The 25583-nt window shown below is 42.1% G+C and carries 22 protein-coding genes; 8 read left to right on the top strand and 14 right to left on the bottom strand.

Features of this window, described 5'->3' with window-relative positions:
- Positions 1–211 precede the first annotated feature (211 nt).
- The 3 genes from V7K97_RS04860 to V7K97_RS04850 all read left to right on the top strand — a co-directional run bounded on the left by V7K97_RS04860 (position 212) and on the right by V7K97_RS04850 (position 5089).
- The gene (locus tag V7K97_RS04860) at positions 212–2068 is read left to right on the top strand and encodes an NAD(P)H-quinone oxidoreductase subunit F (RefSeq protein ID WP_334799552.1); all 1857 of its coding nucleotides are present in this window, start codon (positions 212–214) and stop codon (positions 2066–2068) included.
- A 258-nt stretch (positions 2069–2326) separates the two neighbouring features.
- Positions 2327–3832 (top strand): NADH-quinone oxidoreductase subunit M, encoded by a 1506-nt coding sequence (locus V7K97_RS04855; protein WP_334799551.1) that lies wholly within the window; start codon positions 2327–2329, stop codon positions 3830–3832.
- A 126-nt stretch (positions 3833–3958) separates the two neighbouring features.
- The gene (locus V7K97_RS04850; RefSeq protein ID WP_334799549.1) at positions 3959–5089 is read left to right on the top strand and encodes a CO2 hydration protein; all 1131 of its coding nucleotides are present in this window, start codon (positions 3959–3961) and stop codon (positions 5087–5089) included.
- A gap of 17 nt (positions 5090–5106) precedes the next feature.
- Here V7K97_RS04850 and V7K97_RS04845 read toward each other — a convergent pair whose 3' ends face one another.
- The 10 genes from V7K97_RS04845 to petH form a co-directional block, all read right to left on the bottom strand.
- Complete coding sequence (locus V7K97_RS04845; protein ID WP_334799548.1) at positions 5107–5808, bottom strand: Uma2 family endonuclease; 702 nt, start codon at positions 5806–5808, stop codon at positions 5107–5109.
- Positions 5809–5887: 79 nt separating this feature from the next.
- Positions 5888–6550, bottom strand: coding sequence for a hypothetical protein (locus V7K97_RS04840; RefSeq protein ID WP_334799547.1), 663 nt, complete (start codon positions 6548–6550; stop codon positions 5888–5890).
- Between the two features lie 3 nt (positions 6551–6553).
- On the bottom strand, positions 6554–6898 hold the full coding sequence (locus V7K97_RS04835; RefSeq protein ID WP_442936855.1) for a DUF3696 domain-containing protein: 345 nt from the start codon (positions 6896–6898) through the stop codon (positions 6554–6556).
- Positions 6895–8049: a DUF262 domain-containing protein gene (locus V7K97_RS04830; protein WP_334799546.1), complete on the bottom strand. Its 1155-nt coding sequence runs from the start codon at positions 8047–8049 to the stop codon at positions 6895–6897. Before V7K97_RS04830 ends, V7K97_RS04835 begins: the two co-directional genes overlap by 4 nt.
- Positions 8050–8408: 359 nt before the next feature.
- Entirely contained in the window at positions 8409–8828 is a 420-nt protein-coding gene (locus V7K97_RS04825; RefSeq protein WP_334799544.1) for a type II toxin-antitoxin system VapC family toxin, read from the bottom strand.
- Entirely contained in the window at positions 8825–9079 is a 255-nt protein-coding gene (locus tag V7K97_RS04820; protein ID WP_334799543.1) for a FitA-like ribbon-helix-helix domain-containing protein, read from the bottom strand. The genes V7K97_RS04825 and V7K97_RS04820 overlap by 4 nt, the downstream gene beginning before the upstream one ends.
- Positions 9080–9308: 229 nt before the next feature.
- On the bottom strand, positions 9309–10010 hold the full coding sequence (locus tag V7K97_RS04815) for a Uma2 family endonuclease (RefSeq protein ID WP_334799541.1): 702 nt from the start codon (positions 10008–10010) through the stop codon (positions 9309–9311).
- A gap of 79 nt (positions 10011–10089) precedes the next feature.
- On the bottom strand, positions 10090–10827 hold the full coding sequence (locus V7K97_RS04810) for a Uma2 family endonuclease (protein ID WP_334799540.1): 738 nt from the start codon (positions 10825–10827) through the stop codon (positions 10090–10092).
- 134 nt (positions 10828–10961) lie between these two features.
- Positions 10962–12248: a homoserine dehydrogenase gene (locus tag V7K97_RS04805; protein WP_334799689.1), complete on the bottom strand. Its 1287-nt coding sequence runs from the start codon at positions 12246–12248 to the stop codon at positions 10962–10964.
- Positions 12249–12408: 160 nt separating this feature from the next.
- A complete protein-coding gene (petH, locus tag V7K97_RS04800; RefSeq protein ID WP_334799687.1) occupies positions 12409–13749 on the bottom strand; it encodes a ferredoxin--NADP reductase in 1341 nt (446 codons plus the stop codon).
- A 962-nt stretch (positions 13750–14711) separates the two neighbouring features.
- Between petH and V7K97_RS04795 the strand changes: the two genes are divergently transcribed.
- A complete protein-coding gene (locus V7K97_RS04795) occupies positions 14712–15716 on the top strand; it encodes a phosphoribulokinase (protein ID WP_334799539.1) in 1005 nt (334 codons plus the stop codon).
- 262 nt (positions 15717–15978) lie between these two features.
- A complete protein-coding gene (gene metK, locus V7K97_RS04790; RefSeq protein WP_334799538.1) occupies positions 15979–17253 on the top strand; it encodes a methionine adenosyltransferase in 1275 nt (424 codons plus the stop codon).
- A 72-nt stretch (positions 17254–17325) separates the two neighbouring features.
- Here metK and V7K97_RS04785 read toward each other — a convergent pair whose 3' ends face one another.
- The 4 genes from V7K97_RS04785 to V7K97_RS04770 form a co-directional block, all read right to left on the bottom strand.
- Positions 17326–17868 (bottom strand): 3'-5' exonuclease, encoded by a 543-nt coding sequence (locus V7K97_RS04785; RefSeq protein ID WP_334799686.1) that lies wholly within the window; start codon positions 17866–17868, stop codon positions 17326–17328.
- A gap of 34 nt (positions 17869–17902) precedes the next feature.
- A complete protein-coding gene (locus V7K97_RS04780; RefSeq protein WP_334799685.1) occupies positions 17903–18337 on the bottom strand; it encodes a hypothetical protein in 435 nt (144 codons plus the stop codon).
- An 85-nt stretch (positions 18338–18422) separates the two neighbouring features.
- A complete protein-coding gene (locus tag V7K97_RS04775; RefSeq protein WP_334799537.1) occupies positions 18423–19685 on the bottom strand; it encodes a hybrid sensor histidine kinase/response regulator in 1263 nt (420 codons plus the stop codon).
- Between the two features lie 30 nt (positions 19686–19715).
- Positions 19716–21602: an ATP-binding protein gene (locus V7K97_RS04770; RefSeq protein WP_334799536.1), complete on the bottom strand. Its 1887-nt coding sequence runs from the start codon at positions 21600–21602 to the stop codon at positions 19716–19718.
- Positions 21603–21997: 395 nt separating this feature from the next.
- Here V7K97_RS04770 and petN point away from each other — a divergent pair, with 395 nt between their 5' ends.
- The 3 genes from petN to V7K97_RS04755 all read left to right on the top strand — a co-directional run bounded on the left by petN (position 21998) and on the right by V7K97_RS04755 (position 25568).
- Positions 21998–22087, top strand: a complete 90-nt coding sequence (gene petN, locus V7K97_RS04765; protein ID WP_012408302.1) for a cytochrome b6-f complex subunit PetN — start codon at positions 21998–22000, stop codon at positions 22085–22087.
- Positions 22088–22094: 7 nt separating this feature from the next.
- Positions 22095–22256, top strand: coding sequence for a hypothetical protein (locus V7K97_RS04760; protein WP_094350864.1), 162 nt, complete (start codon positions 22095–22097; stop codon positions 22254–22256).
- Positions 22257–22409: 153 nt separating this feature from the next.
- Positions 22410–25568 carry a GAF domain-containing sensor histidine kinase gene (locus V7K97_RS04755; protein ID WP_334799535.1) on the top strand — a complete coding sequence of 1053 codons (3159 nt, stop codon included), beginning with the start codon at positions 22410–22412 and terminating at the stop codon, positions 25566–25568.
- The last annotated feature ends 15 nt before the right edge of the window (positions 25569–25583 follow it).

Here is a 25583-nt window from a genome sequence, read left to right as displayed (position 1 = left end):
GGGTGAGGTTAAGCTAAGTAAATGCTTTTGCTTATGTAAAGTTATATTTTACTTATGCTAAATAGGGTGAGGTTAGGTAAAAGTACTCGCTGGAATGTAGCTGAAACAATATTAAAAAAACATCGGTATTTTGGTAAATTAATTATATATAAATAAATAATTGTTTTAGAGCTTTTTTTTAATCAAGGCTGAATCGTCAAGGGAAATTTAAATGGATCAATTTCTATTTTCAACAAGTTGGTTTGTGCCTTTTTATAGCTTATTAGGCGCGATTTTGACCTTGCCGTGGGGAATAGGAATAATTCAGCGAACAGGACCAAGACCTGCGGCATATATCAATTTGTTGACGACCGTTGTCGCTTTTGCTCATAGCCTGTTTGTATTTAAAAATATCTGGGATAGAGAACCAGAAAACTTACTGGTCAATTGGTTCAAAGCTGCGGATTTAGACTTATCTTTTGCCTTGGAACTGTCGCCAGTCAGTATTGGGGCAATAGTTTTAATTACGGGGTTAAGCTTACTGGCACAAGTTTACGCTCTGGGTTACATGGAAAAGGACTGGTCGTTGGCGCGTTTTTTTGCGCTGCTGGGATTTTTTGAAGCAGCGTTGAGTGGTCTAGCAATCAGTGATTCTTTGTTTCTCAGCTATGCCCTTTTGGAAGTATTAACGCTTTCAACTTACTTGCTGGTGGGGTTCTGGTATGCTCAACCGTTAGTAGTGACGGCGGCGCGAGATGCGTTTTGGACTAAACGGGTGGGAGACTTGTTGCTGTTGATGGGTGTGGTGACACTTTCCACCTTAGCGGGGAGTTTGAACTTTTCGGATTTATATGAGTGGGCGCAAACAGCTAATTTAAGTCCAATGACATCGACGTTGTTGGGGTTGGCATTAATTGCTGGGCCTGCTGGTAAATGTGCCCAATTTCCCCTGCACCTGTGGTTAGACGAGGCTATGGAAGGGCCAAACCCCGCCTCGGTAATGCGGAACTCGCTGGTAGTAGCTGGTGGTGCTTATCTACTGTATAGATTTCAACCATTGTTAGCTTTGTCGCCAGTTGCCTTGAATGCCTTGGTAGTTATGGGCACGGTGACAGCGATTGGGGCGACGTTAGTATCCATAGCTCAAATTGACATTAAGCGATCGCTATCTCATTCTACCAGTGCATACATGGGCTTAGTGTTTTTGGCAGTGGGGTTGCAGCAAGGGGGCGTGGCCTTGATGTTGCTGTTAACTCATGCGATCGCTAAAGCATTATTATTTATGAGTTCTGGTTCAGTCATCTTGACTACCCAAAGCCAAGACTTAACAGAAATGGGCGGTTTGTGGTCACGGATGCCAGCTACTACTACTGCCTTCGTTGTCGGTTCCGCCGGGATGGTAACAGTGCTACCCTTGGGAAGCTTCTGGGCAATGCTAGCATGGGCTGACGGCTTTGTGAATATTAGCCCTTGGGTAATTGGGGTTTTAATATTAGTCAATGGTTTGACAGCATTAAATTTGACCAGAGTATTTAGATTAGTCTTTTGGGGTAAACCGCAACAAAAGACCCGTCGCACCCCCGAAGTGGGTTGGCAGATGGCCTTGCCAATGGTTACTCTGACAGTCTTGACTCTGCTTCTACCCCTGATGCTACAGCAATGGTATTTGCTACCCAATTGGGAAAGTATTAATTGGTATGTGGCGTTAGCGTTGTTTGGTTCTACCTTAGTGGGCGTAGGTGCAGGGTGTACAGTTCATCTGCACAAAGCTTGGTCAAGATCAAGAATCTTGGCGTGGAGATTTGTGCAAGACTTGTTAGGTTATGATTTTTATATTGACCGAGTTTATCTTGTAACGGTGGTAAGTGCAGTAGCATTTCTATCTAGAGTTTCAGCTTGGAGCGATCGCTACTTGGTTGATGGTTTAGTAAACTTGGTTGGATTTGCGACAATTCTCGGTGGACAAACTTTAAAGTACAGCATTTCTGGGCAATCTCAGGGCTATATGTTGACCATCCTAGCAGTTGTCAGCGTCCTGGGTTTTTTCATCAGCTGGTCATTGGGTTTACTGGATAAATTGCCTTTTTAAAGATATTGTCATTGGTCATTTGTCATTTGTGATTGGGTAAGGGACTTCCAAATAAAAAATGTCCCAAAACTGACCCAAAAACCCTCTCTATTTCTCCTTTCTCTGTGTCGCGCCAGTTGCTTCAAGTCGGGGAACCCGCCCAACGCACTGGCAACTCTATTGTCTCAGTGGTTCGTTTATTTGGATAATTTATTTCTTGTCAGTCCCTAAGAGTTTTTTACCAGTCCCCAGTCCCCATTCCCCATTCCATACCTACTTATGCTTAGTGTTCTAATTCTAGTGCCGTTAATCGGCGCAGCTTTCATTGGTTTCTCACCCTCTGGCATCAGTGGGAAATTTGCCCGTGGGGTGGCTTTGGTCTTTGCCAGTATCGCTTTCTTGTGGACAATCGTATTAGCAATTCAGTTTCATCCAGGAGAAATTACTCAACAGTTTGCCGAGTCTATCCCTTGGGTAGATGTTTTAGGTTTGAACTATAACCTTGGGATTGATGGTTTATCTTTGCCGTTGCTGGTTTTGAATGGATTGTTAACTTGCATTGCCATTTACAGCAGCGATGAATCTCTACAGCGTCCTAAATTTTATTACTCTTTGATACTACTATTAAGTGTTGGGGTAACTGGAGCTTTTCTGGCACAGGATTTACTGCTATTTTTCCTGTTTTACGAATTAGAACTAATTCCTCTATATTTATTAATAGCCATTTGGGGTGGCATCAAGCGGGGTTATGCTGCTACGAAATTTCTCATTTATACAGCCGTTTCGGGAATCTTTATTTTAGCAAGTTTCCTCGGTATGGTTTGGCTGAGTGGTTCCTCTAACTTTGCACTAGCAACCTTGAACGCTACAACTTTACCTCTAGCAACACAGCTTTTATTGCTAGCGGGAATTTTGATCGGTTTTGGGATTAAAATCCCCTTAGTTCCCTTCCATACTTGGTTGCCAGATGCTCACGTTGAAGCTTCCACACCGATTTCAGTGCTGTTGGCTGGGGTACTATTGAAGTTGGGGAGTTACGGCTTACTGCGATTTGGCATGAACTTGTTACCAGAAGCTTGGGCTTATGTGGCTCCTTGGTTGGCCACTTGGGCAGTGGTAAGTGTATTGTATGGTTCATCCTGTGCGATCGCCCAAACCGATATGAAAAAAATGGTCGCATACAGTTCTATTGGACACATGGGGTATGTACTTTTAGCGGCGGCGGCGGCCACACCTTTAAGTGTCTTGGGTGCTGTGATGCAAATGATTAGCCACGGCTTGATTTCCGCAATGCTGTTTTTGCTGGTTGGGGTTGTCTATAAAAAAGCCGGAAGCCGCGATTTAGAAGTCATTCAAGGATTGCTAAACCCAGAACGGGGTATGCCAGTAATCGGTAGCTTGATGATTGTGGGAGTAATGGCCAGCGCTGGTATACCGGGAATGGTCGGGTTTATTTCCGAATTCGTAGTTTATCGGGGGAGTTTTCCAGTTTTTCCGGTGCAAACCTTGCTATGTATGCTTGGTACTGGTTTAACGGCGGTTTATTTCTTAATACTCGTCAACCGCGCCTTTTTTGGCCGCTTGTCTGCACAAGTTACCAACTTACCGCGTGTGTATTGGAGCGATCGCGCCCCAGCTGCAATTTTAGCGGCGCTGATTGTGATTTTCGGCATTCAACCTGGTTGGTTAGTGCGCTGGACTGAACCAACAATTACAGCAATGGTGAATACCCAAAACGTAGTAGCAACAGTGTCCTTGGATAAAGCAATGCAGACTAGAGATTAGGGATTAGGGACTAGGGACTGGGGAAAAGTTTTCTTAATACATAATACCCAATGCCTAATCCCCAGTACCCAATCCCCAGTACCCAATCCCCAGTACCCAATCCCTAAACTTTCTGGAGAGATCGCAATGGTAACTATTAAAAAGAAAGCTACTCACAACCCCTTAGCTGAGTATATTCAACGTCTGCAAAAAGGAGAAGCATTACTCCCCGACAGTCCAGAAAATGTGCTGGAAGTTGTTGGTATTCTTAAAAGCTATGGTGTAGTTTTAGATGCTTATTCAACCAATCTTAACTATATTGCCGAGCATCAGTTTTTAGTATTTTTCCCATTTTTTAAATACTTTAATGGAGAGGTTTATTTTCAAAAATTGCTCCGTCACTGGTGGCACGATCGCATTAATTTTGAATATGCTGAATATTGCCTGAAAGCCATGATGTGGCACGGTGGCGGCGGACTAGATACATATTTAGATACAACAGAATTTAAAGAAAGAGCGCAAGCCGTTATCGCCGCAAAATTTAAAAATAATCCCTTCATTCCAGGTATTAACCAACTGTTTCCAGATTTCTTAACAGAACACTTGCGCGTCTCTGCTTACTATACCGGTTTAGGTCAATTCTGGCGAGTAATGGCTGATATGTTCCTCAGTTTATCAGACCGCTACGACCAGGGCGAAATCAAATCGATTCCCCAAGTTGTAGACCACATTAAAACAGCGCTAGTGGCAAATGCCTCAAACCCAATTACCTACGCCGTCAAAATTCGGGATGAAGTCTATGAAATCATTCCTAAAAGCGTTGGTTTAACCTTCTTAGCAGATACAGCAGTACCTTATGTAGAAGCAGTATTCTTCCGGGGAACTCCTTTCCACGGAACAGTTTCATACAACGCCCAAGGATATCAAATTCCCCCCGATCAAACTCGATTTCAATATGGCGCATTGTATGCAGATCCTTTGCCCATTGGCGGCGCGGGTATTCCTCCCACCTTGCTGATGCAGGATATGCGTCATTACCTTCCAGAGTATTTGCACGAAATTTATCGTCGCAGTCTTCGGGGTGAAGATGATTTGCGGGTACAAATTTGCATAAGTTTCCAAAAATCGATGTTTTGCGTGACCACAGCAACGATTTTGGGACTGATGCCTCATCCTTTAGATACTAAAGATCCAAATGAGGAAAAAGGTAATCGAGTTTATTTAGAGAAGTGGATGAGTCGGTTACAAACTTCGCGGTTGCTAGATGTGAATAAATAGTTGATTTTTGGTCAGGATTATGCTTCTGGTTCGATGCCTAGCGATCGCAATTGAGCAGTTAAGCGATCGGCTCTTTCTTCACCAGTCAACAACAAATTACCTTGCAAATCCCACCAGCGTAGCCAAGGTAATTCCATATTGTAATATTGTCCTTGCCAGAGACCTAACTCAACTTCCAAAGGTTCAATAGTATAATGTCCGCGTTCATTTGCGGTTAATAACTGATATTGTCCACCAATTAATTCATAAACTTCCACACTGGCTTTATTCACTTCATAAATGCCGTAAAAGGGAGGACGAATCACCTGCTCATAAATCCAAAATTTCCCCTTCCACGGAGTTTTATCTCGCTCCTCACTACCATCGCCAGAGACAAATTCTAATACAATTAATGGGGCAATAAATTCTCGCCAGAGGACATAAGACCTGCGCGTTTGTCCATCCAGAGTAGGTGGTACATTGCCTACATAGAACCAGTCAGGAGCTTCTGCGCCTTTTTCTGGCGGGTCAGTGATGCGCCAGTAGATACCGCTATCTTGACCAATACAGTATTGCCCATCAGGATGACGTTTTTGCAATATCGGTTTAATTGAGTCGGTTAGGAGAATGCTTTGGGGATGTTCCTGAAAATTTTTCACGAATGTACCGTCAGACTCAGGAAGTTGCGTATGGTCTGGGAACGGGGTGAGGGCAGTGGATGGATCGGTTGCAGAGGTCATAAGATTACCTTTGCAGGAGTAAGGGTTATTTTTTAGTTTAGCAGTGGAAGAAGGGAGAAGGGCGATCGCAATATTTCTGTTAAGTTCTATACTTCACTGTAGGAAGATGGCGACCAACATAGCCAATAATGACTTGTCCTGGTTTTACTGGAAAAAAATGAATTCGCCAGTTGCAGAACCTCAATTTAACATGCCGCTCAAATAGACGTTCTTCACCATCAGGACAACGAAAAGTTCTTTCTTTAAAATATTTATCAAGGGTTGGTTTACTTTCCCCCGATTCCTCAATAGGATACCCGTCGAGATTTAAATAGCCATTCTCCCAGTTTTTACTGCATTTGTGAAGCTCAAATAATATGCTCACAACAGACTGTAATTCCAACTGTCCAGTACGGATATCTTCTAACTGCCTTCTAACAGCATCGCAGAATTCTAGGTTAGGAAATAATTCCTCTCTGCGATTCCAAACTTCTAAACCATCGCTAACATTTTGATAAATGCGCTCTTGGTGTTGTTGAATCAGACTAGCGTGTTCTTGTACATGGCTGCTACGGCTAGCATGGATAATTTCTACAATTTCGCTGATTATCTCTCCATCCTCATCGCGGAGGATTACCTTTAACCCTTGACCTTTGACTGGCTTTATGGTCTTAATTAGCTCAGACATTCTTTGCTGTGCTACTTGTTCATTTGGAGCTGGATGTTGCAGAGATAACTCATTTAATATTAAGTTAAAATCCACCTTTTACTCTCCCGCAGGCTCAAGTAAAACATCTAAACTTTTTTCCCATTCATCGAAGAAACCATCAGGCCATTTATCAATCCAAATAATTTCAAAACCAAGGTAATCCTCTTTGGCTCTTTCACAAAATGCATCTTGAGCAGTACCAATGCGTACTAATTCACCATTCAATGCTAAACCGACATTTGGCAATAATTCTTGTTGATAAGATTGACGCAGCAAAAGTAGCGATTGTAATATAGAAGATTTTCCTGTACTATTTAGACCAGAAAGTAAAGTTAGTGGCTTAAATTCGATTAACTGATTTTCAAATGCTTTGTAATTGGTCAATTTCAGAGAATTAATCATAATAATACTTCTTGGATAATTTTCTCTACCGTTTCAAACCTATGCTCGATTTTATTTTTTACCTGAGATATTGATACTAGAAAATCTGCATCGTTATCTACATATCTAACAAAAGTATCTATGAGCTTTCGTTTTCTATCTTTTAAGATTTGAATATTTGCTATATTTAGTCTTCCAAAATTTACAGCCCAAACTTCAAACAAAGATTTATTAAGGGGGAACTTTCTTTTGTTTTTATTAGAAATCTTGCGAAAAGCGTCATTGTTAAAAATGTCAAAGGCTGCTATCATCGCTTTCTTAAAATTTTCTTCTATATTTGTTATTTCCTCACTAGAAAGACTATTTATTTTCGATAAAGCTTTACTGAAGAAAGAATCTCTAGTTTCCTCTTGATATTCTTTATAAGAAATTAGATAAAAAGCAAGAAATCCTAGTACAAATTCCCTATCATCCATTCTCTTTTTCTTGGAGTCACTGAGATTAACAACACGTTTAAATTCTGAGAAAGAAGCTAGTTTTGCTACCAATTTTATAGCTTGCCCAGGATTTAAAGCATGGCGCAATTCTTGATTGGAAAGAGGCACACCTCCCGTATTAATACGTTTAAATATATTATATTTGACTTCTAAAGGCGTACCTTTCTCAATTAAATATACTGTCACTTGAGTTTCTAAAATACGACGTTGGTATCTCCGTTCTAATTCATCATAGTTTTTGTTATTTAAGTCTTTTAGATATTCTAATCCAACTAATTTCAGTCTATTATCACTTTTATCAATTACAAATTGCTTGAAGGCAGACAATCTTTGTAATCCATCTACAACTACCCATTTATCTTCATCTGTCTCTTCATTTGTAGCATCAATATAAAAAGCAGGTAATGGGATTCTAATCAAAATAGATTCAATTAATTTACTTTTTGCTTCTAAAGTCCATATATTGGCTTGTCGTTGAAAATCAGGTGCTAAATCAAGGGCTTCTTCGTCAATTCTTCTGAGTAATTGCTCAATAGTTGGCTCCCTTGTAGCAATATTTATTTTTTCTGGGTCGTATTGAAAAGTTACTTTTTCATATTGTTCTTCATCATTGTCTTCTTCATCTAAAATTTCTTCATTAGCTAATTCTGTGTTATAATTATTCAAATTTACCACGGCGCTTACTCCTTATTATTAACACCCATTAATTCAGTTATTCTTGATGTTTAGTGCTACTACATCAGCAAATGTGGCTGTTTAACTGGCGTACTTTAATCCTACTATGTCCACAAATAATAAAGGCGCAAAATTTCGCGCCTCCACGTACCTAGTCTATTGCTTGTTTACCTTCCCCAGGCAAATCTAAAATAGGCGCGATCGCCTTCGCTAAAGTTACAGCGATGTCTAACGACAAGCTGCTGCACGTCTCGCACTAGTCCAAAAATATTACGCTTCTGGTTCAACGCCGAGGGATCTCTGACGACAAGCCTCTGCGCGTCTACGCCATATTTATGTAAAACTCAGGCGATCGCTATCTAAATATTCTCGACCCACAGAAGATTATTTGCGTAGCTACTGGTTTTAAGAGCGTTGTAAAATTTTTCGTCTGCTGTCACCATCTGGCATTTTTGCGTAATGGCAAGAGCTAAGTATAAAGTGTCATACACTGCGCGATCTGTCTGAATGGCAATATCTAAAGCAAGTGGCATCAATGGCTGAGATAAGTACACTTCTACAGGAACTGCATTTAAATCTACTAATATTTGTCTGGCATTTTCAGCAGTGTCTTCACCGCGACGTACTCGTTTCCACAAGACGTTTCCCACTTCTGGGAAGAAAAAATCTGGAACTAAGAAAGTATGGTTACTTGCTATTAAACGCCTAGCTGCATGAGAGTAGACTTCGGGGATGAACCACTTGATGGCAATGCTAGCATCTAAAACATACTGACTCACCGTTCTCTGTCCTCGCGGATAAGTTCAGTACTATCACTGAAAATTTTTCCTGTATATCTCACTTGAGCGCGTGCTACAGCTTCTCTGACTTTTTCTATGTCACCGCCAGTGTGATAATGTATCGCTTTTTCAGATGCTTGTTGTAAGATGTGCTTTAATTCTTCTTGCAAAGACCTACCATGCTGTTTTGCAAGAGTTTCTAGCTTTTCTAGAATCACAGGATCTAAGTCTTCAACTAAGATTTGAGCCATATTCTGAGAGTGATTTTTTAGTTGCTTATATTTCAATACGGTTCAGTTAAGGGTTATTGGCATAGAACAATTGGTCTTTCAGACGCGATGAATCGCGTCTCTACATGAGGGTTTTTGGCTTAACTGAACTGTATTGGCTTATATTTGCAATTTTAAGGTAGTTTAGCGGGTGATGTCTAACAGCGAACTACTGCGCGTCTACGCACTTTCAACCCGCAGTCCAAAAATATTAGGCTTCTGGTTCCACTCCGAGCGATCGCAATTGAGCAGTTAAGCGATCGGCTCTTTCCTCACCACTTAACAACAAATTACCTTGCAAATCCCACCAGCGCAACCAAGGTAATTCTGCGTTTTGATAAACTCCTTGCCATAAACCTAACTCAACTCCCAAAGGTGCAATAGTATAATGTCCGCGTTCATTTGCTGTTAATAACTGATATTTTCCACCAATTAATTCATAAACTTCCACACTGGCTTTATTCACTTCATAAATGCCATAAAAAGCCGGATGAATTACTTGCTCATAAATCCAAAATTTGCCCTTCCAAGGGGTTTTGTCTCGCTCATCACTACCATCCCCAGAGACAAATTCCAAGGCAACCAATGGGGCAATATACTCTCGCCACAATACATAAGACCTCCGCGTTTGTCCATCGAGCAAAGGCGGTACATTTGGTACATAAAACCAATCTGGCGCTTCTGCACCTTTTTCTAGGGGGTCTGTCAAGCGCCAGTAAATACCTAAGTCTTGACCGATACAATATTGACCTTCAGGGTGTAATTTTTTGAGGATAGGTGTAATGGAGTCAGTGAGTAAGATGCTTTGAGGATGCTCTTGCCAGTTTTTCACGAAAGTGCCGTTGGACTCTGGTAGCTGCGTATGATCGGGGAAAGGAGTTAGGGCGGTGGATGGATCGGTTGCAGAGGTCATAAGACTACCTTTGCAGGAGTAAGGGTTGTTTTTAGTTTAGCTTGCCATTAGACTAAGGCTGCCAAGACTTTCTCAAGTGCTAGACTTCTGGTTCAACGCCGAGCGATCGCAATTGAGCAGTTAAGCGATCGGCTCTTTGTCTTTCTAATTCCGCTCTTTGGCTTTCCTGTTCCGCTCTTTCTTCACCACTCAACAACAAATTACCTTGCAAATCCCACCAGCGCAACCAAGGTAATTCCGCATTCTGATAAACTCCTTGCAAAATACCTAACTCAACTCCCAAAGGTGCAATAGTATAATGTCCTCGTTCATTTGCTGCTAACAGCTGATATTGTCCTTCAATCAGGTGATAAACTTCCACACTGGCTTTATTCACTTCATAAATGCCGTAAAAAGCCGGATGAATTACCTGCTCATAAATCCAAAATTTGCCCTTCCAAGGGGTTTTATCTCGCTCCTCGCTACCATCCCCAGAGACAAATTCCAATACAATTAATGGAGCAATGTGTTCTTGCCAAAGCACATAAGAACGGCGCATTTGCCCATTGAGTGTAGGCGGCACATTGGGGACATAGAACCAGTCAGGAGCTTCTGCACCTCGTTCTGGTGGGTCAGTAATCCGCCAATAAATCCCACTATCTTGACCTATGCAATATTGCCCGTCAGGATGACGTTTTTGCAATACTGGTTTAATGGACTCCGTTATTAGAATGCTTTGGGGATGTTCCTGAAAATTTTTCACGAATGTTCCATCAGAGTCTGGAAGTTGCGTATGGTCTGGGAGTGTGATGCTAGTAGCTGGATTGGTTGCAGTCATAGGGCTACCCTCGCGTTCAACGCGGCAGTTTGTTATTTAGTTTAGCAAGGGTAGACGTAAAGGGAAATCTGAAAAACTAAGCATTCTAGCCTACGGGAACATCTGACACCGAGCGATCGCACTTTGCATTCATCTCAAAGTACACGCAGTAAGCTAGGAATGCTTTCAATCGCTGAAAAATCCTGAATTTCTGCCAAAGCTTCCCGAAAATTACCTTCTCGCACATCATGGGTAACAACCACAATCTCTGCTAGTTCCCCTTGAAAGCCAGTTTGGACAATTGACTCTAAGCTAACGCCATAGTTACCAAAGCAAGTACCCAATTTACCGATAACTCCAGGTTGGTCATTGGTGAGGAAACGGGCATAAAATCGAGTGATCAATTCTGCCATCGGCGCAATTTGGCAGTATTCCTGATGTCCACAAGTTAATAGGGGATTTGCAACTGCTGGATTGGTTTTGAGGATAGCAACTAAATTCAAAATATCCGATGTCACGGCACTTGCGGTTGCACCAGCCCCAGCACCGGGGCCAAAAAACATTACCTGTCCAATTGGTTCTCCTTCCACAAGAATGGCATTGTAAACGCCGTTGATGCTAGCCAAAGGGTGAGCTTGGGGTACTAAGGTAGGATGAACTCTGACGGAAAGAGGGGATGAAGGAGTATCACGTTTAGCGATCGCTAACAATTTAATCACAAATCCCAATTTTTCAGCATAAGCAATATCTGTTTTGCTGACTTGCCGAATCCCCTCAGTATAAACATCTTGTAAGTTGATGCGTCCACCAAAGCCTAATGACGCCAGGATAGCAATTTTATCACCTGCATCTAAGCCATCGACATCTGCTGTCGGGTCAGCCTCAGCATAACCGAGGCGCTGGGCATCAGCTAAAACATCGCTGAAGTTGCTACCTTCTGTTTGCATCCGCGTCAGGATGTAGTTAGTTGTACCGTTGACGATGCCAGTTATCGTGTGAATGCGGTTAACACTTAAAGACTGCTTTAGGGGTTGAATCACCGGAATCCCACCACCCACAGCAGCTTCTAGCATGACGTATACACCAGCTTGATTGGCAGTTGTGAAAATTTCCGCCCCAAAGCGGGCGATGGCTGCTTTATTGGCGGTAACTACGTGTTTGCCATTACTTAAAGCTTTGAGAATTAGCGATCGCGCCGGTTCCAATCCGCCCATTACCTCGACAACTATATCTACCACCGGATCGTTGACAACAGATTCTAAATCTGTAGTTAAGACTTCCGTAGACAATTCTACTGCACGGGGTTTATCTAGCGATCGGACTCCCACCCGATAGATTTCTACCTCTTGCAACAATGGGTGACGCCCAGCGCTATCTTGCAACAACTGCACTGTTCCCGTTCCCACGGTGCCTAATCCCAGTATTCCTAGTTTCACACCCACAAATTTTGCACCCAATTTCACCAATAACAATTGTAGGTAGAGCATTTGCCCTACCTACTGATTATCCTGCTTCCTTTGTCATTTGTCCTTCGTTGTTCGTCCTTTGTCTAAAACTAATGACTAATGACCAATGACTAATGACTAATGACTAATGACTAACTTAGTATGTTTCTACATGCCAGCGATGGGCTTTCTTGAGTTGCTTCTGGTAATCACTCCAGGTTACGCCTTCCTTAGCAGCAGCAGTTGTTAAGGCTGCATCGATACCTTCTTCCATACCGCGTAAACCGCAGATGTAGGTGTGGGTTTTTTCATTTTTAATCAATTGCCACAATTCATCAGCGTGTTCTGCTACGCGGTCTTGAATGTACATTCTACCGCCTTGGGGATTTTTCTGTTCGCGACTGATGGCACCAGTGAGGCGGAAGTTATCAGGATATTTTTGTTGAATTTCTTCCAGTTCTTCCTTGTACAAGAGGTTTGGAGTTGTTGGCACGCCAAATATTAGCCAAGAGAATCCTTTAAATTGGTATTCTGGGTTAGCTGCTCTTTCCGCATCTTTAAACTGCCGCCACAGATAAGCCCGCATCGGGGCAATACCTGTTCCCGTTGCCAACATGATGACATTAGCATCAGGCTCTTGGGGTAACAACATTTCCTTACCCACAGGCCCTGTAATTTTGATGTCTGCCCCTGGTTCCAGGAAACAAAGGTGTGTAGAGCAAACACCGTAAACTGTTTCGCCAGTTTCCGGGTGCTTGTACTCCAACTGGCGGACGCACAGTGATACTGTCTTATCATCTACATCATCGCCATGACGAGTTGAAGCAATGGAATATAATCTAAGTTTTTCCGGCTTGCCGTTCTTGTCTAATCCTGGTGGAATAATGCCAATACTTTGACCTTCTATATACTTCAAATTACTGCCAGATAGATCAAATTTGAGGTGTTGAACAATACCAATACCACCTTCTTTGACTAGGGGTTCATTAGATATTACCTTGCCAATAAACGGAGCATTGGGACGGTAAGTGTTAACAGGAACGTCACCTTGGTCTTTTTTGGCTTTCGCTTCAGTCATGGTGTTGCCTTTCTTGTCCTTGTTCTGTTCTTCAGCTGGTGGTTTAGCGAAACCCTTGGCTTCACTATGAGCATTTACAGGTGTGGCTTTACCATTCCCTTTACTGTTAGCAGTTTCCCCAGATGTACCTAACTTGCTGACAACGCTTGTAGCATTCCCAAATGAGGCTTTACCATTAACTGGCTCTAGAGCAGTTACGGGGTGGATGCTAACAATTGTGCCGCCTAGACGAGTGATACGTCGCATTTCTTGATTCATGCGGTTGTAAGGCACTCTGATGAACACACTGCCACTTTTGCGAATTGGGTAGTTAGTTTGATCGGTTTCTTCGCTCTGACGCAAACCTACCACTTCATAGACGAAGACGCGGCTACCTAATTCTGTGTTGGCAGCACCCTCAACAGCACCTTGATTGTACATTCGTTCTAGCACTCCGATAATTTACTTAACCGTTTTTCAAAAAAAAACTATTCCCATCCTATGCCAGCTTTAGTTTACCGGATTTTCGTTTCACAAAACTGGCCTTGAAGGAAAAACGGCATCATTAAATTAATGCCTTGCTAAGTACACTCACCAAAGACATGCAGCCATAGCAAAAAACACACCTGTTCACCTTCTAAGGTAAAGGATAAGTCTTGTGGAGAATGTTAATAATGAGTCAATTTAATCTTTTTTTCGTTAACTACCACCCCCATCAGGGAGATAGTTTTTTACTTTTTAGGAAGGTCAAAAAATTGGCTGCCAGAATAAATTATACCTTATAGACTTGATTATATAGAGTTATAAGTAGCAGAATGAGAGTGGCGCAACACTTACGGCAATGCTGATCCCCATTTTTAAATTAACAACTAAATCAACAAAATCATTGAGAAATCAGGCTAATTCTTCTTGAGGACAAATATTGTATGGGATACCCCATTCTGTTAAAATCAAATATACCACTAGGATTAAATACTTACCGGCACCAACATTCAGGCTAGTCCGACGAGTAGCAACTTATAAGAGAAGGCAGGAGGCAGATAGCGCCGGCGGCAACCGAGTCCGCGAGCGTCGGGCAGGAGGCAGGAGGAAAGAAGTATGAATGAAAACTTTAGTTCTGGGTCAAAAACCCAGTTTAAAACGAAGAATTGTATTGAGTGGAAAGTGCCGCGACATACAAGCCATCTACAGCCTAACTCCTACGCTTTTAAACGTGGGTTACTCCTGCCTCCAGCAATAACTGCCTCTTCCCCCTCCTGAATACTTTGTTGTCTAAGCGTTTGGTGTCTTATAGATGTGCTGGGTAGCAAGAACGCAGGATAAACCAAAGGGGTAAACTCCTGGCTTCGGAATCTGCTGTGCGAAAAATTATTGACACAACTTTAGTATTTTAGAGGAGATTTATGACAAGTAAGCCGGAACGCGTGGTACTGATTGGAGTAGCCGGAGACTCTGGGTGCGGTAAATCTACGTTTTTGCGTCGTTTGATAGATTTGTTTGGTGAAGATTTAATGACAGTCATCTGTTTGGATGATTATCACTCTCTCGATCGCAAACAGCGCAAAGAAACGGGGATAACGGCACTAGACCCCAGGGCGAACAATTTTGACCTGATGTATGAGCAAATTAAAGCGCTAAAAAGTGGTCAAGGCATTGATAAGCCGATTTACAACCACGAAACCGGCTTGATTGATCCGCCAGAGCGGGTTGAGCCGAATCATATTATAGTTGTTGAAGGGCTGCATCCTTTATATGATGAGCGGGTGCGATCGCTAATCGACTTCAGTGTTTATTTTGACATTAGTGATGAAGTCAAAATTGCCTGGAAAATTCAGCGAGATATGGCTGAACGCGGTCATCGTTACGAAGATGTCTTAGCGCAAATCAATTCCCGCAAACCTGACTTTGATAAGTTTATCGAACCACAAAGAGAATTTGCCGATGTGGTTCTTCAGGTGTTGCCCACAAACTTGATCAAAAACGACACAGAGCGTAGAGTCTTAAGGGTACGTATGCTCCAGCGCGAAGGTAAGGAAGGTTTTGAGCCAACCTACCTATTTGATGAAGGTTCAACAATTAATTGGACTCCCTGTGGACGCAAGCTGACCTGTTCTTACCCTGGTATGCAACTATACTACGGTTCAGATGTTTATTACGGCCGCTATGTCTCAGTACTAGAGGTGGATGGTCAATTTGACAACTTGGAAGAAGTAATTTATATCGAAACCCATCTCAGCAATACATCCACTAAATACCAGGGTGAATTGACTCACTTGTTACTCCAGCACCGCGAGTATCCAGGTTCCAATAATGGTACTGGTTTCTTCCAAGTGCTTACAGGTTTGAAGATGCGTGCTGCCTATGAACGGCTAACAGCTACGGAAGCAAAGTTAGCGGTTCAGGTTTAAAGCACCAGTGTTTGTGTCAAAGCTTGTGGGGGCGCTTCTGGGTGTCCCCCTTTTTTTGTGTTATTAAATACATCTAAACTACAAAATAATTAGCATATATTTATCTTATTTACGGTTACTTACGTTATGATTAGTGGTTTTTATCAAAATTAAGAAGATACTCACTACTGAAGTATAAATATTGTTATGATTTCATAAATTAGTAGTTGAACTGGATACTACATTTAGTCAACGAAAAAAACTCTCGATGGAGGAACTTCCTTTGTCTCGTCGATATCTATTTACCTCTGAGTCAGTTACCGAAGGTCATCCAGATAAAATCTGCGATCAGATTTCTGATACCATTCTGGATGCCTTACTGACACAAGACCCCAGCAGCCGTGTTGCCGCCGAAGTAGTAGTTAATACTGGTTTGGTGCTAATCACTGGTGAAATAACCACCAAAGCCAATGTAAATTTCGTCAATCTCGCCCGCAAGAAAATTGCCGAAATTGGCTATACCAATGCCGATAATGGCTTTTCTGCTAACAGCACCAGCGTTTTGCTGGCTATAGATGAACAATCACCCGATATTGCCCAAGGCGTTAACACTGCCCACGAAACCCGCCAGCAAGATAGTGATGAACTATTCGACAAAATTGGTGCGGGTGATCAAGGTATAATGTTCGGCTTTGCCAGCAACGAAACACCAGAACTGATGCCCTTACCCATCAGTCTTGCTCACCGCATTGCTCGCCGATTGGCAGCAGTCCGCAAAACAGGCGAATTGTCATACCTGCGTCCTGACGGTAAAACCCAAGTAACTGTGGTCTACGAAGATGGACGCCCCGTAGGCATTGATACTATCCTGATTTCCACCCAGCATACAGCCACCATTGGGGAAATTACGGATGAAGCGGCGGTACAAGCCAAAATTAAACAAGACCTCTGGGCAGCAGTAGTCGAACCTGTTTTTGGGGACATTGACATTAAGCCTAATGAGGAAACACGTTTTTTAGTCAATCCCACTGGCAAATTTGTCGTTGGTGGTCCTCAGGGAGATTCTGGTTTGACAGGACGGAAAATAATCGTTGACACCTACGGTGGTTACTCACGGCATGGTGGCGGCGCTTTTTCTGGCAAAGACCCCACGAAGGTAGACCGTTCTGCTGCTTATGCAGCTCGCTATGTGGCGAAAAATATTGTTGCCGCCGGGTTAGCAGAAAAAGTTGAAATCCAGTTATCCTATGCTATTGGCGTAGCACGGCCAACAAGTATCCTAGTGGATACCTTTGGCACTGGCAAAGTGGATGAAGAAACCTTACTGGAATTAATCAACAAGCACTTTGAACTCCGTCCAGCAGGGATCATCCATACCTTCAATTTACGCAACTTACCAAGTGAACGAGGCGGACGTTTTTATCAGGACGTCGCGGCTTACGGTCATTTTGGGCGGACTGATTTAGACTTGCCTTGGGAACAGACCGATAAAGCCGAATTGTTGAAGCAAGCGGTAAACGAGTCAGTTTCAGCAGTAGTCGCTCAAGCACTAACTTAGACTTAGACGCTACTGGAAAAATTTAGTTGATCTACGTGAGGGTATTGGCAACTTAACAAGTTACCTAGTCCCTCATTTTTTTTTAATCTGTCTGTAGATAGCGGCAATGTTGCGGGCGTCATCAATGCCACGATGATGTGTGCCTTTTAATTCTATCCCCAACTCATTGAGAGCTTGTGCCATGCCAAATTTTTTAGATACGCCAAGATATTCTGAAAATTCCTCTTTAATATTTATGTGTTCTGAAGTAAAAGGATAAGGGAAATTATGAAACGCGCAATCTTGAATAAATTGCCTTTTGTCATAATTGCCCCAAGAACAAAATATCTGATTGGGAAATAAATAAATCCATTCTTGAAAGCGAGAAATTGCCTCTAAAAATTTTGGGGCTTCGTCAACATCTTGCTGTCGAATACTAGTCAATGCGGTGCAAAAACCTGTCAGTTGTGGATGTCTCACAGGTTGGATGAATTGCTGAAACTCTGAATCAATTTCCCACGTTGCTCTATTGAGCATCACAGCACCGATTTCAATGATTTCCATTTGGTGACGGGGAATAGTCCCACTGTCACAGCACGTAGCTTCAAGATCGATGATCAAATAATAGTGGGATATTTTTGTTTTCACTTTAGGTAATAGAGATTCGTCATTAGATTGATGAAAAAGGTTTAACCCAACGGAGTTTAATAGCGATATTAAGAGCGATGGCACCCAACGCAAACCACAATAAACTTTCTGCTGCCAACACCAAAAAAGGCCAAATTGTGCTATGAGAATTCCATCCAAGTTCTATCTGAGTTAATCCTCGCACCAATCCAAAGGCCAGTACACCACCAGCTTTGAGTTGGGGATTTTGATCTGAGCGGATGATATAGCGGTAGGTGACACCAAATAGCAACCCTGAGAAAATAGCGATGGCACCACTCACCAACAAGTGCCAGTTAACATCACTTTGCAGACTTACCAGTGTCTGAAAATATTTTGCCAGGACTAAAGTATTTAAAAGATTAGTAATCGCAAAGATAAAAAATAGGGAAAAACCTCCAACTATTCCAGCCTTGAGAGATTCTAGGCGCTCTGCCATTAATTGAGGATCTAAAGTTGCGTTCACTACTTTAATAAATTTACTCAAACAATTTTAATTAATTGTAATTAATTAAATGGTGTTATCACATGGGAATTTTGATGATAAACTCAGTTCCCACACCTGGTTGAGAATTCACATCTAATACACCTTTGTGTTTCTCTACAACTATTTGATATGCGATTGACAAGCCAAGTCCAGTGCCTTTACCAACGTTTTTGGTGGTAAACAACGGCTCAAACAAGCGTTTTTTAAGCCGTTCAGGAATCCCAACTCCATTGTCAGCAATCCTAATTACAACCAATTGTTTAGAATCTATTTCTGTTGCAATTTTAATCTGAGGAATTACATTGCTAATTTTGCCTTGTATTATAGCCTCATCAAGGGCATCAATTGCGTTTGCTAGAATGTTCATAAATACTTGATTCATTTGCCCTAGATAGCAGTATATCTGTGGTAATACTCCATAACTTTTAATAACTTCAATGGTGGGGCGATCGCCATTAGCTTTGAGGCGGTGTTGCAAAATCATTAATGTACTATCTAGTCCTTGGTGCAAATCAGCAGATATTTTGGCATCAGTATCCGAGCGAGAGAAATTGCGGAGTGAATCAGAAAGGTTCTGAATTCGTTCGCTTCCTAGCTGGAGTGAGTTCAAGATTTTTGGCATATCTTCGAGAACAAAGTTCATATCCAATTTTACAATTGCAGTGGTAATTTGAGCCGTTGGGTTTGGATACTCTTGTTCATACAGTGCGAGCAACTGGGTTACTGCTGTAATGTGCCCTTGCAAGGGTGGAATATTGCTGGAAATAAAGTTGATGGGGTTATTCATTTCATGGCCAATACCAGCGACTAACTCTCCGAGTGTTGATAGTTTCTCTTGCTGCACTAATTGGACTTGGGCTTGTTGCAAAGCCTTGGTGCGATCGCTAACTTGTTGCTCCAAAAATTCAGTCAATTGTTTGAGTTGTAAATGCACGCGGACTCTAGCAATGACTTCTTCTTGTGCAAAGGGTTTTGGGATATAGTCTACGGCACCAAGGGAAAATCCTTTCGTTTTGCTCTCCGTATCTGCTAAAGCAGTGGTGAAAATAATCGGAATGTTTTGGGTAATAGGATTGGCTTTGAGGCGGCGACAAGTTTCAAACCCGTCAATACCGGGCATTTGTACATCCAGCAAAATCAACTCTGGTTGATTGCGTTCGGCTTGAGCGATCGCACTTTCTCCATCGACTGCAACACGAAAACGAAACCCCTCACTATTGAGCGCTTCACACAGGACAGATAAATTTGTCGGATTATCATCTACGATCAAAATAAATCCGGTATTTATATTCTTATTCATGATGGATTTCAAAGTAAAATTAAACTCCAATTAATTGATGTATTGTTCAATAAAAATTTCCAAACGTTTGAGTTGGAAATTACTAGCAAGCTGGACAAGTTGCTGAACAAAAACTTTTAGCTGTCCATCAGATGCAGAAAGTTGTTCAGCCAGGTCTAAAATGTTTTGAATATCGCCGTCTTGTACGAGTTCGAGTAACTTTTCTAAAACCTCTTTAGCAGGATAAATCATCTCATTTGTTTGTTCCAAACCACTTGCCTCAATTTTTTTTATTGCGTTTATCTGACCGTCAAAAATCCATTCCAGGTGTAAAAATTGTCGTAGCATTTCCAGCAGTGTTTCAGCTTCTACAGGCTTTGGTAAGAATGCATCTGCACCTAGATCAATACTCTTATACTGATCGGCTGCAAACACACTGGCGGATGAAGCAATGACAGCAATCCCTTTAAATTGCTCAGACTGACGCAAACGACTAATCAACTCAAATCCATCTAATATAGGCATCACCAGATCGGTGATAATCAAGTCTGGTTTGTGAGCTAGAGTCTGTTGCAGCGCTTCCTGACCTTGACTAGCTTCGACAACAGTAAACCCAACTGGCTCTAGTAAATTTACAATTACCGATCGGTTTTCCCATTTGTCATCCGCAATCAAAATGGTACGCATTTCTCCTTGATAACCAATAATAGTTCCTTGCTCAACCACTCTAGAAACCTTTGCCCAATCTTTAGATTCTGGCAACTTTGCCTCAAACCAGAAAGTGCTACCTTTACCAAATTCACTTTGCACCTGAATTTGACCACCCATCAACAAAACAATTTTTTGGCTGATTGCTAATCCCAAGCCTGTACCTTCAGATTGTCGTTTCTGATTTCCCACTTGCTCAAAAGGCTGGAAGATTTTATCAGCTTGTTGAGGGATTATACCTGTGCCAGTATCTATCACCTCAAAGCGAATTTTGTAGTTAATCTGTCCGTTGGCATTTGACTCTTGAGCAATGACCTGAACTTTGAAGGTGACACTGCCTTGATGAGTAAATTTAATGGCATTACTAAGCAAGTTAATCAGTACTTGCCGCAAGCGTTTTTCGTCAGTATGAATGCCCGTTGGCAAATTAGGATCGAGTTGGACGTGAAAGGCGATCACCTTTTGTTCTGCACGGATGCGGCAAATTTCAGTAACGCTATCTATAAAGGCAGGCAAGTAGAAATCAACAGGATACAATTCCAGTTTCCGAGCTTCTATTTTGGAGAAATCCAGAACATCATTAATTAGGTTTAAAAGATGGGAACCACATTGGTAAATGATGCTGACTCCTTTACGTCCTTTTTCACTCAAAGATTCTGTGCGTTGGAGGATTTGTGTAAAGCCTAGAATGCCATTGAGGGGTGTACGTAGCTCATGACTCATATTGGCCAGAAATTCACTTTTGGCTTGGTTGGAGTTTTGAGCAACTTCTTCTGCAAGGCGTAGTTCTTTCTCGATGCGCTTGCGCTCTACAATCTCACTTGAAAGCGCTCTATTGATAACTTCTAGCTGGGCTGGGCTGGGTAGTGACAGAGCTTGAGGCATGAGAAAAAATAACGCAAATGCCGTATATATAGAAATAATGGCAGTTAGAGCTTTTAAGGTACCTGCAATCCAATAGTCTGGATGCCAAAGCGTCCAAATATCCATCAAGTGTCCAGTACCACAGGCAATGATAAAAGCACCAAATAACAAAAAGACTCCATTGAAAGGAACGTCTTTGCGCTTGGAAATAAAGTAAATTAGTAGGAAGGGAATCGAATAATAGGCAAAAGCGATCGCGGCATCAGAAATAATGTGCAACCAAACTAATCCAGTTTGCCAGAGATAACAATGTCCGTGAGGAATAAAACCGTTAGATTGGAAAGGATGGTTGAAAAATGTCGGCATGATACTAGGGATTACTGGATGTGAAATATATACCTATAACCCTAGTATTCCCAAAGCAGCAAGTGGAAAAGCGCGATCGCTACTTTTTTACATTCGTCTTTATCATTGCTTAAAGTACTAGCCTACCAAGAAAAGATGGTATATGATTTGCGACACCGATAGCGAGTCATCGAGCGTCATAGCCCGTCGTAGACATCGCCCGCCAAAATTTCAGAGAGTCCGTGTAGGCGGCCTACCCTGCGGGTTCTCCAAGGGCGAACGTTTGTGTAGCCGCGATTGGAAATCGCCCGGTGTTTCTTCCAAAAGTGGATGCTCCCGATAAAAAAATCTGAGCCTACCCAATCCCTGTATGATAAATATTAGAAGCCTTTTGTAATTATTTGAAAAGTGGGACTATGGAGATTTTGACACTAGGTTGGGTATCATTGTTAGTTGTGTTTACTTGGTCGATTGCAATGGTAGTCTGGGGACGTAACGGACTGTAGAGGTATTGTGGAAAGTCCATTCTTGAGTATTTTGGCTTTATTTGCTGTAGTGCTGCTCGTAGTAGTCACTGGTGGTATTGGTTATTTGACCCTGGCAGATTGGCGCGATCGCCGTCGTCGAGATGAAGAGAAACGCACCACCCGCAGCGCCACTCCCAAGCGGCGATGATTCGTTTGTGGTTGAAAAATCTGATTGTAGGGACATGATAATATCGTGTCCCTACACTATTTTTTATGACATTCCAAGGAAATAATTGTTACCTTTGCGATCGCTGAGGGAATTATGAGATAGAAACTTTCAATATTTAAAGTCCCATTGGGAATGGAAAACGCCTCTACTAGTCAAACCACACAACCAAATTCAGAACAGCAAGAATCTCATTCAGATTTGACATACTCCCTGCGTCAGAATGAGCAACAAAAAGCCTTGTCTGGAGTTATTGCCCGCATTCGCGAGTCTCTAGACATAGATGTGATCTTCAAAATTACAGTCACGGAAGTACGTCAGCTTCTGAAAAGCGATCGGGTCAGTGTGTTTCGTTTTTATCCAGAATTGGCATGGGAAGGGGAATTTATCTATGAAGATGTGGCAACAGAATGGGATTCAGCACTAGCAGCCAAACTGCGTGACCACTGTTTTAGTGAAGAGTTCGCAGGGTTGTATCAACAAGGTCGGATTAAAGCAATAGCTGATATTTATGAAATTAATGCCAGTAATTGCTACATCCAGATTCTGGAAAGATTTCAGGTACGTGCCAATATAACTGCCCCCTTGATCAAAGGTAAAGATTTATGGGGATTGTTGTGTATTCATCAGTGTAATAGTCCTCGGCAATGGGAAGTATCAGAAATTGAGTTTGTGCAATTAATCGCCGAACATCTGGGAGTTGCTTTACAGCAAGCAGATTACCTAGAACAAGTAAAACTACAATCGGCACAACTAGCACAAGCAAAAGCCAGAGAAAAAGCAGCCCAATGGCAGAAAACCATCGCCATCACCATTGAGAAAATTCGCCAGTCCCTAGACTTGGCAAGCATTTTCCACACAACCACTGGAGAACTTAGACAGCTGCTAAATGCTGACCGCGTGGCTATTTATCGCTTCAATCCCGATTGGAGTGGTGAATTCGTGTTTGAATCAGTGGCAGAGGGTTGGATCTCCCTGATGGAACAGCAGTTACAGCAACCGGAATTGCTGGAGAACGTCAGCGAATGCAGTGCCAAAGATTTAGCTAAACCCCCAGTTGCTGATACTTACTTACAAGATACAGAGGGTGGTAGCTTTAACCAGTGTCAAGTATACCGTGTTTGTAATGATATTTACAGTGCAGGCTTTAGCGACTGCTACATTAAAATCTTAGAGATATATCAAGCAAGAGCTTATGTGATCATTGCCATTTATCACGGTGAGAAGCTCTGGGGCTTGATAGCAGTTTACCAAAACGCCAGAACCCGTCATTGGCAAAAAGATGAGGTTTACTTGCTGACCCAAGTGGGTACCCAACTAGGTGTGGCTTTGCAGCAAGCGGAATTTATCCAACAAATGCAGATCCAAGCAGCAGAGATCAGCAAAGCTGCTGAAAGGCAAAGGGCGTTGGCGAACACCGTAGAAAAAATTCGTCAGTCACTTGATATTGAAGCCATTTTTAAAACTACTACTCAAGAAGTCCGTCGGCTATTAGAAGTGGAACGAGTCGCAATTTATCGCTTTTATCCTGATTGGAGTGGTGAATTTGTGGCTGATTCTATTGTTGATGGCTGGACACCAATGGTTAAGCCCCAGCCGATCACCGAACGCATTCTTGTACAGGGAACAAAAGCGGGTAAGTATCCACGTAATGAAGTTTTTGTCCCAATTTCTCAAGGCGAAAAGCTCTGGGGACTACTAGTAGTTTATCAAAATTCCCAGCCTCGTTATTGGCAAGATGAGGAAATGAACTTGTTAGCACAAGTTGGTGTCCAATTGGGGGTAGCATTACAGCAAGCTGAGTCTTTGAAACAGATGCAGGTGCAAGCCCAAAAACTGGCTAAAGCCGCCGAACGAGAACGGAAAGCAGCCCAAAGGGAGAAGGCTTTAGCCGCAACGGTGGAGAAAATTCGCCAGTCTCTTGATATTGACACTATCTTTGCTACAAGTACAGAAGAAGTCCGGCGACTATTGGAAGTTGACCGAGTGACAATCTATCGATTTGGGCTTGATTGGAGTGGCGAATTTGTTGCTGAGTCTTTAGCCCAAGGTTGGAGACCAGTAAAGGAAATTGTACCTATAGTTGCAGATGATTACTTGCAAGAAACCCAAGGCGGAAACTTTGCTAATGGTAAAAATCTTGTTATTAAAGATATTTATAGTGCCAATTATTCTATGTGTCATATTGCCCTGCTTGAGCTAATGGAGGCTAGGGCATATATGATTGTGCCGATTTTTCAGGGTGACAAACTCTGGGGATTACTAGCAGCTTATCAAAATATCAAACCCCGTGATTGGCAAGAAGATGAGGTAGATTTGCTGATGCAGATTGGTACTCAATTAGGGGTAGGACTTCAGCAGGCGGAATTGCTCGAACAAACTCAACGTCAAAAACAAGAAATCACCCAGACTCTTAAGGAATTACAGTACACTCAGAGCCAGTTAATTCAAAGTGAGAAAATGGCAGGCTTAGGGCAGTTAGTTGCTGGTGTAGCACATGAAATTAATAACCCCATTAGTTTCATTTACGGGAATATGACCTATGTTAATGAACATACCGAGAATTTATTTAAATTACTGCGTCTCTATCAAAAACAGTATCCCAAACTAACAGGAGAAATTCAAAAGCAAGTAGCAGCATTAGATTTAGATTTTATTGCTGATGACTTGCCCAAAATTATAATTTCAATGAAAATGGGGGCAGAGCGGATCTCTCAACTAGTCTTGTCGTTACGAATTTTTTCTCGACTTGACGAAACAGGAATAAAGCCCATTGACCTTCATGAAGGCATCGACAGTACCTTGCTAATTTTACAACATCGACTGCAATCACAGACTAATTCTTTTGCCATTGAGGTAGTTAAGCAATATGGTGAATTGCCTCCAGTAGTCTGCTATGCAGCCCAGATGAATCAGGTATTTATGAATATTCTTAACAATGCCATCGATGCACTGGAAAAATCAGCAATTAATGGAAAAATAATTGACAATCCTAAAATTTGGATTCGGACAGCAGTCATAGAAGGAAATACTATTCTGATTTGGATTGCTGATAATGGTTGTGGGGTTCCAGAGATTGTGCGATCGCACATTTTTGAACCTTTCTTTACCACTAAACAACCTGGTCAAGGTATTGGCTTGGGGTTATCTATTAGCTATCAAATTGTTGTCGAAAAACACGGCGGTAATATCAAGTGTGTTTCTGAACCTGGTAAAGGCTGTGAGTTCTGGATAGAAATTCCGATGAAACGAACAGTTAGTTTAAAAGAGGGTTCAAATTTTATCGCTAATTGACTTAACGAAGGAATA

Source organism: Nostoc sp., from assembly GCF_036917815.1.
In the GTDB taxonomy this organism is placed as follows: Bacteria; Cyanobacteriota; Cyanobacteriia; order Cyanobacteriales; family Nostocaceae; genus Nostoc.
This window is presented reverse-complemented; position numbering and strand designations above follow the sequence as displayed.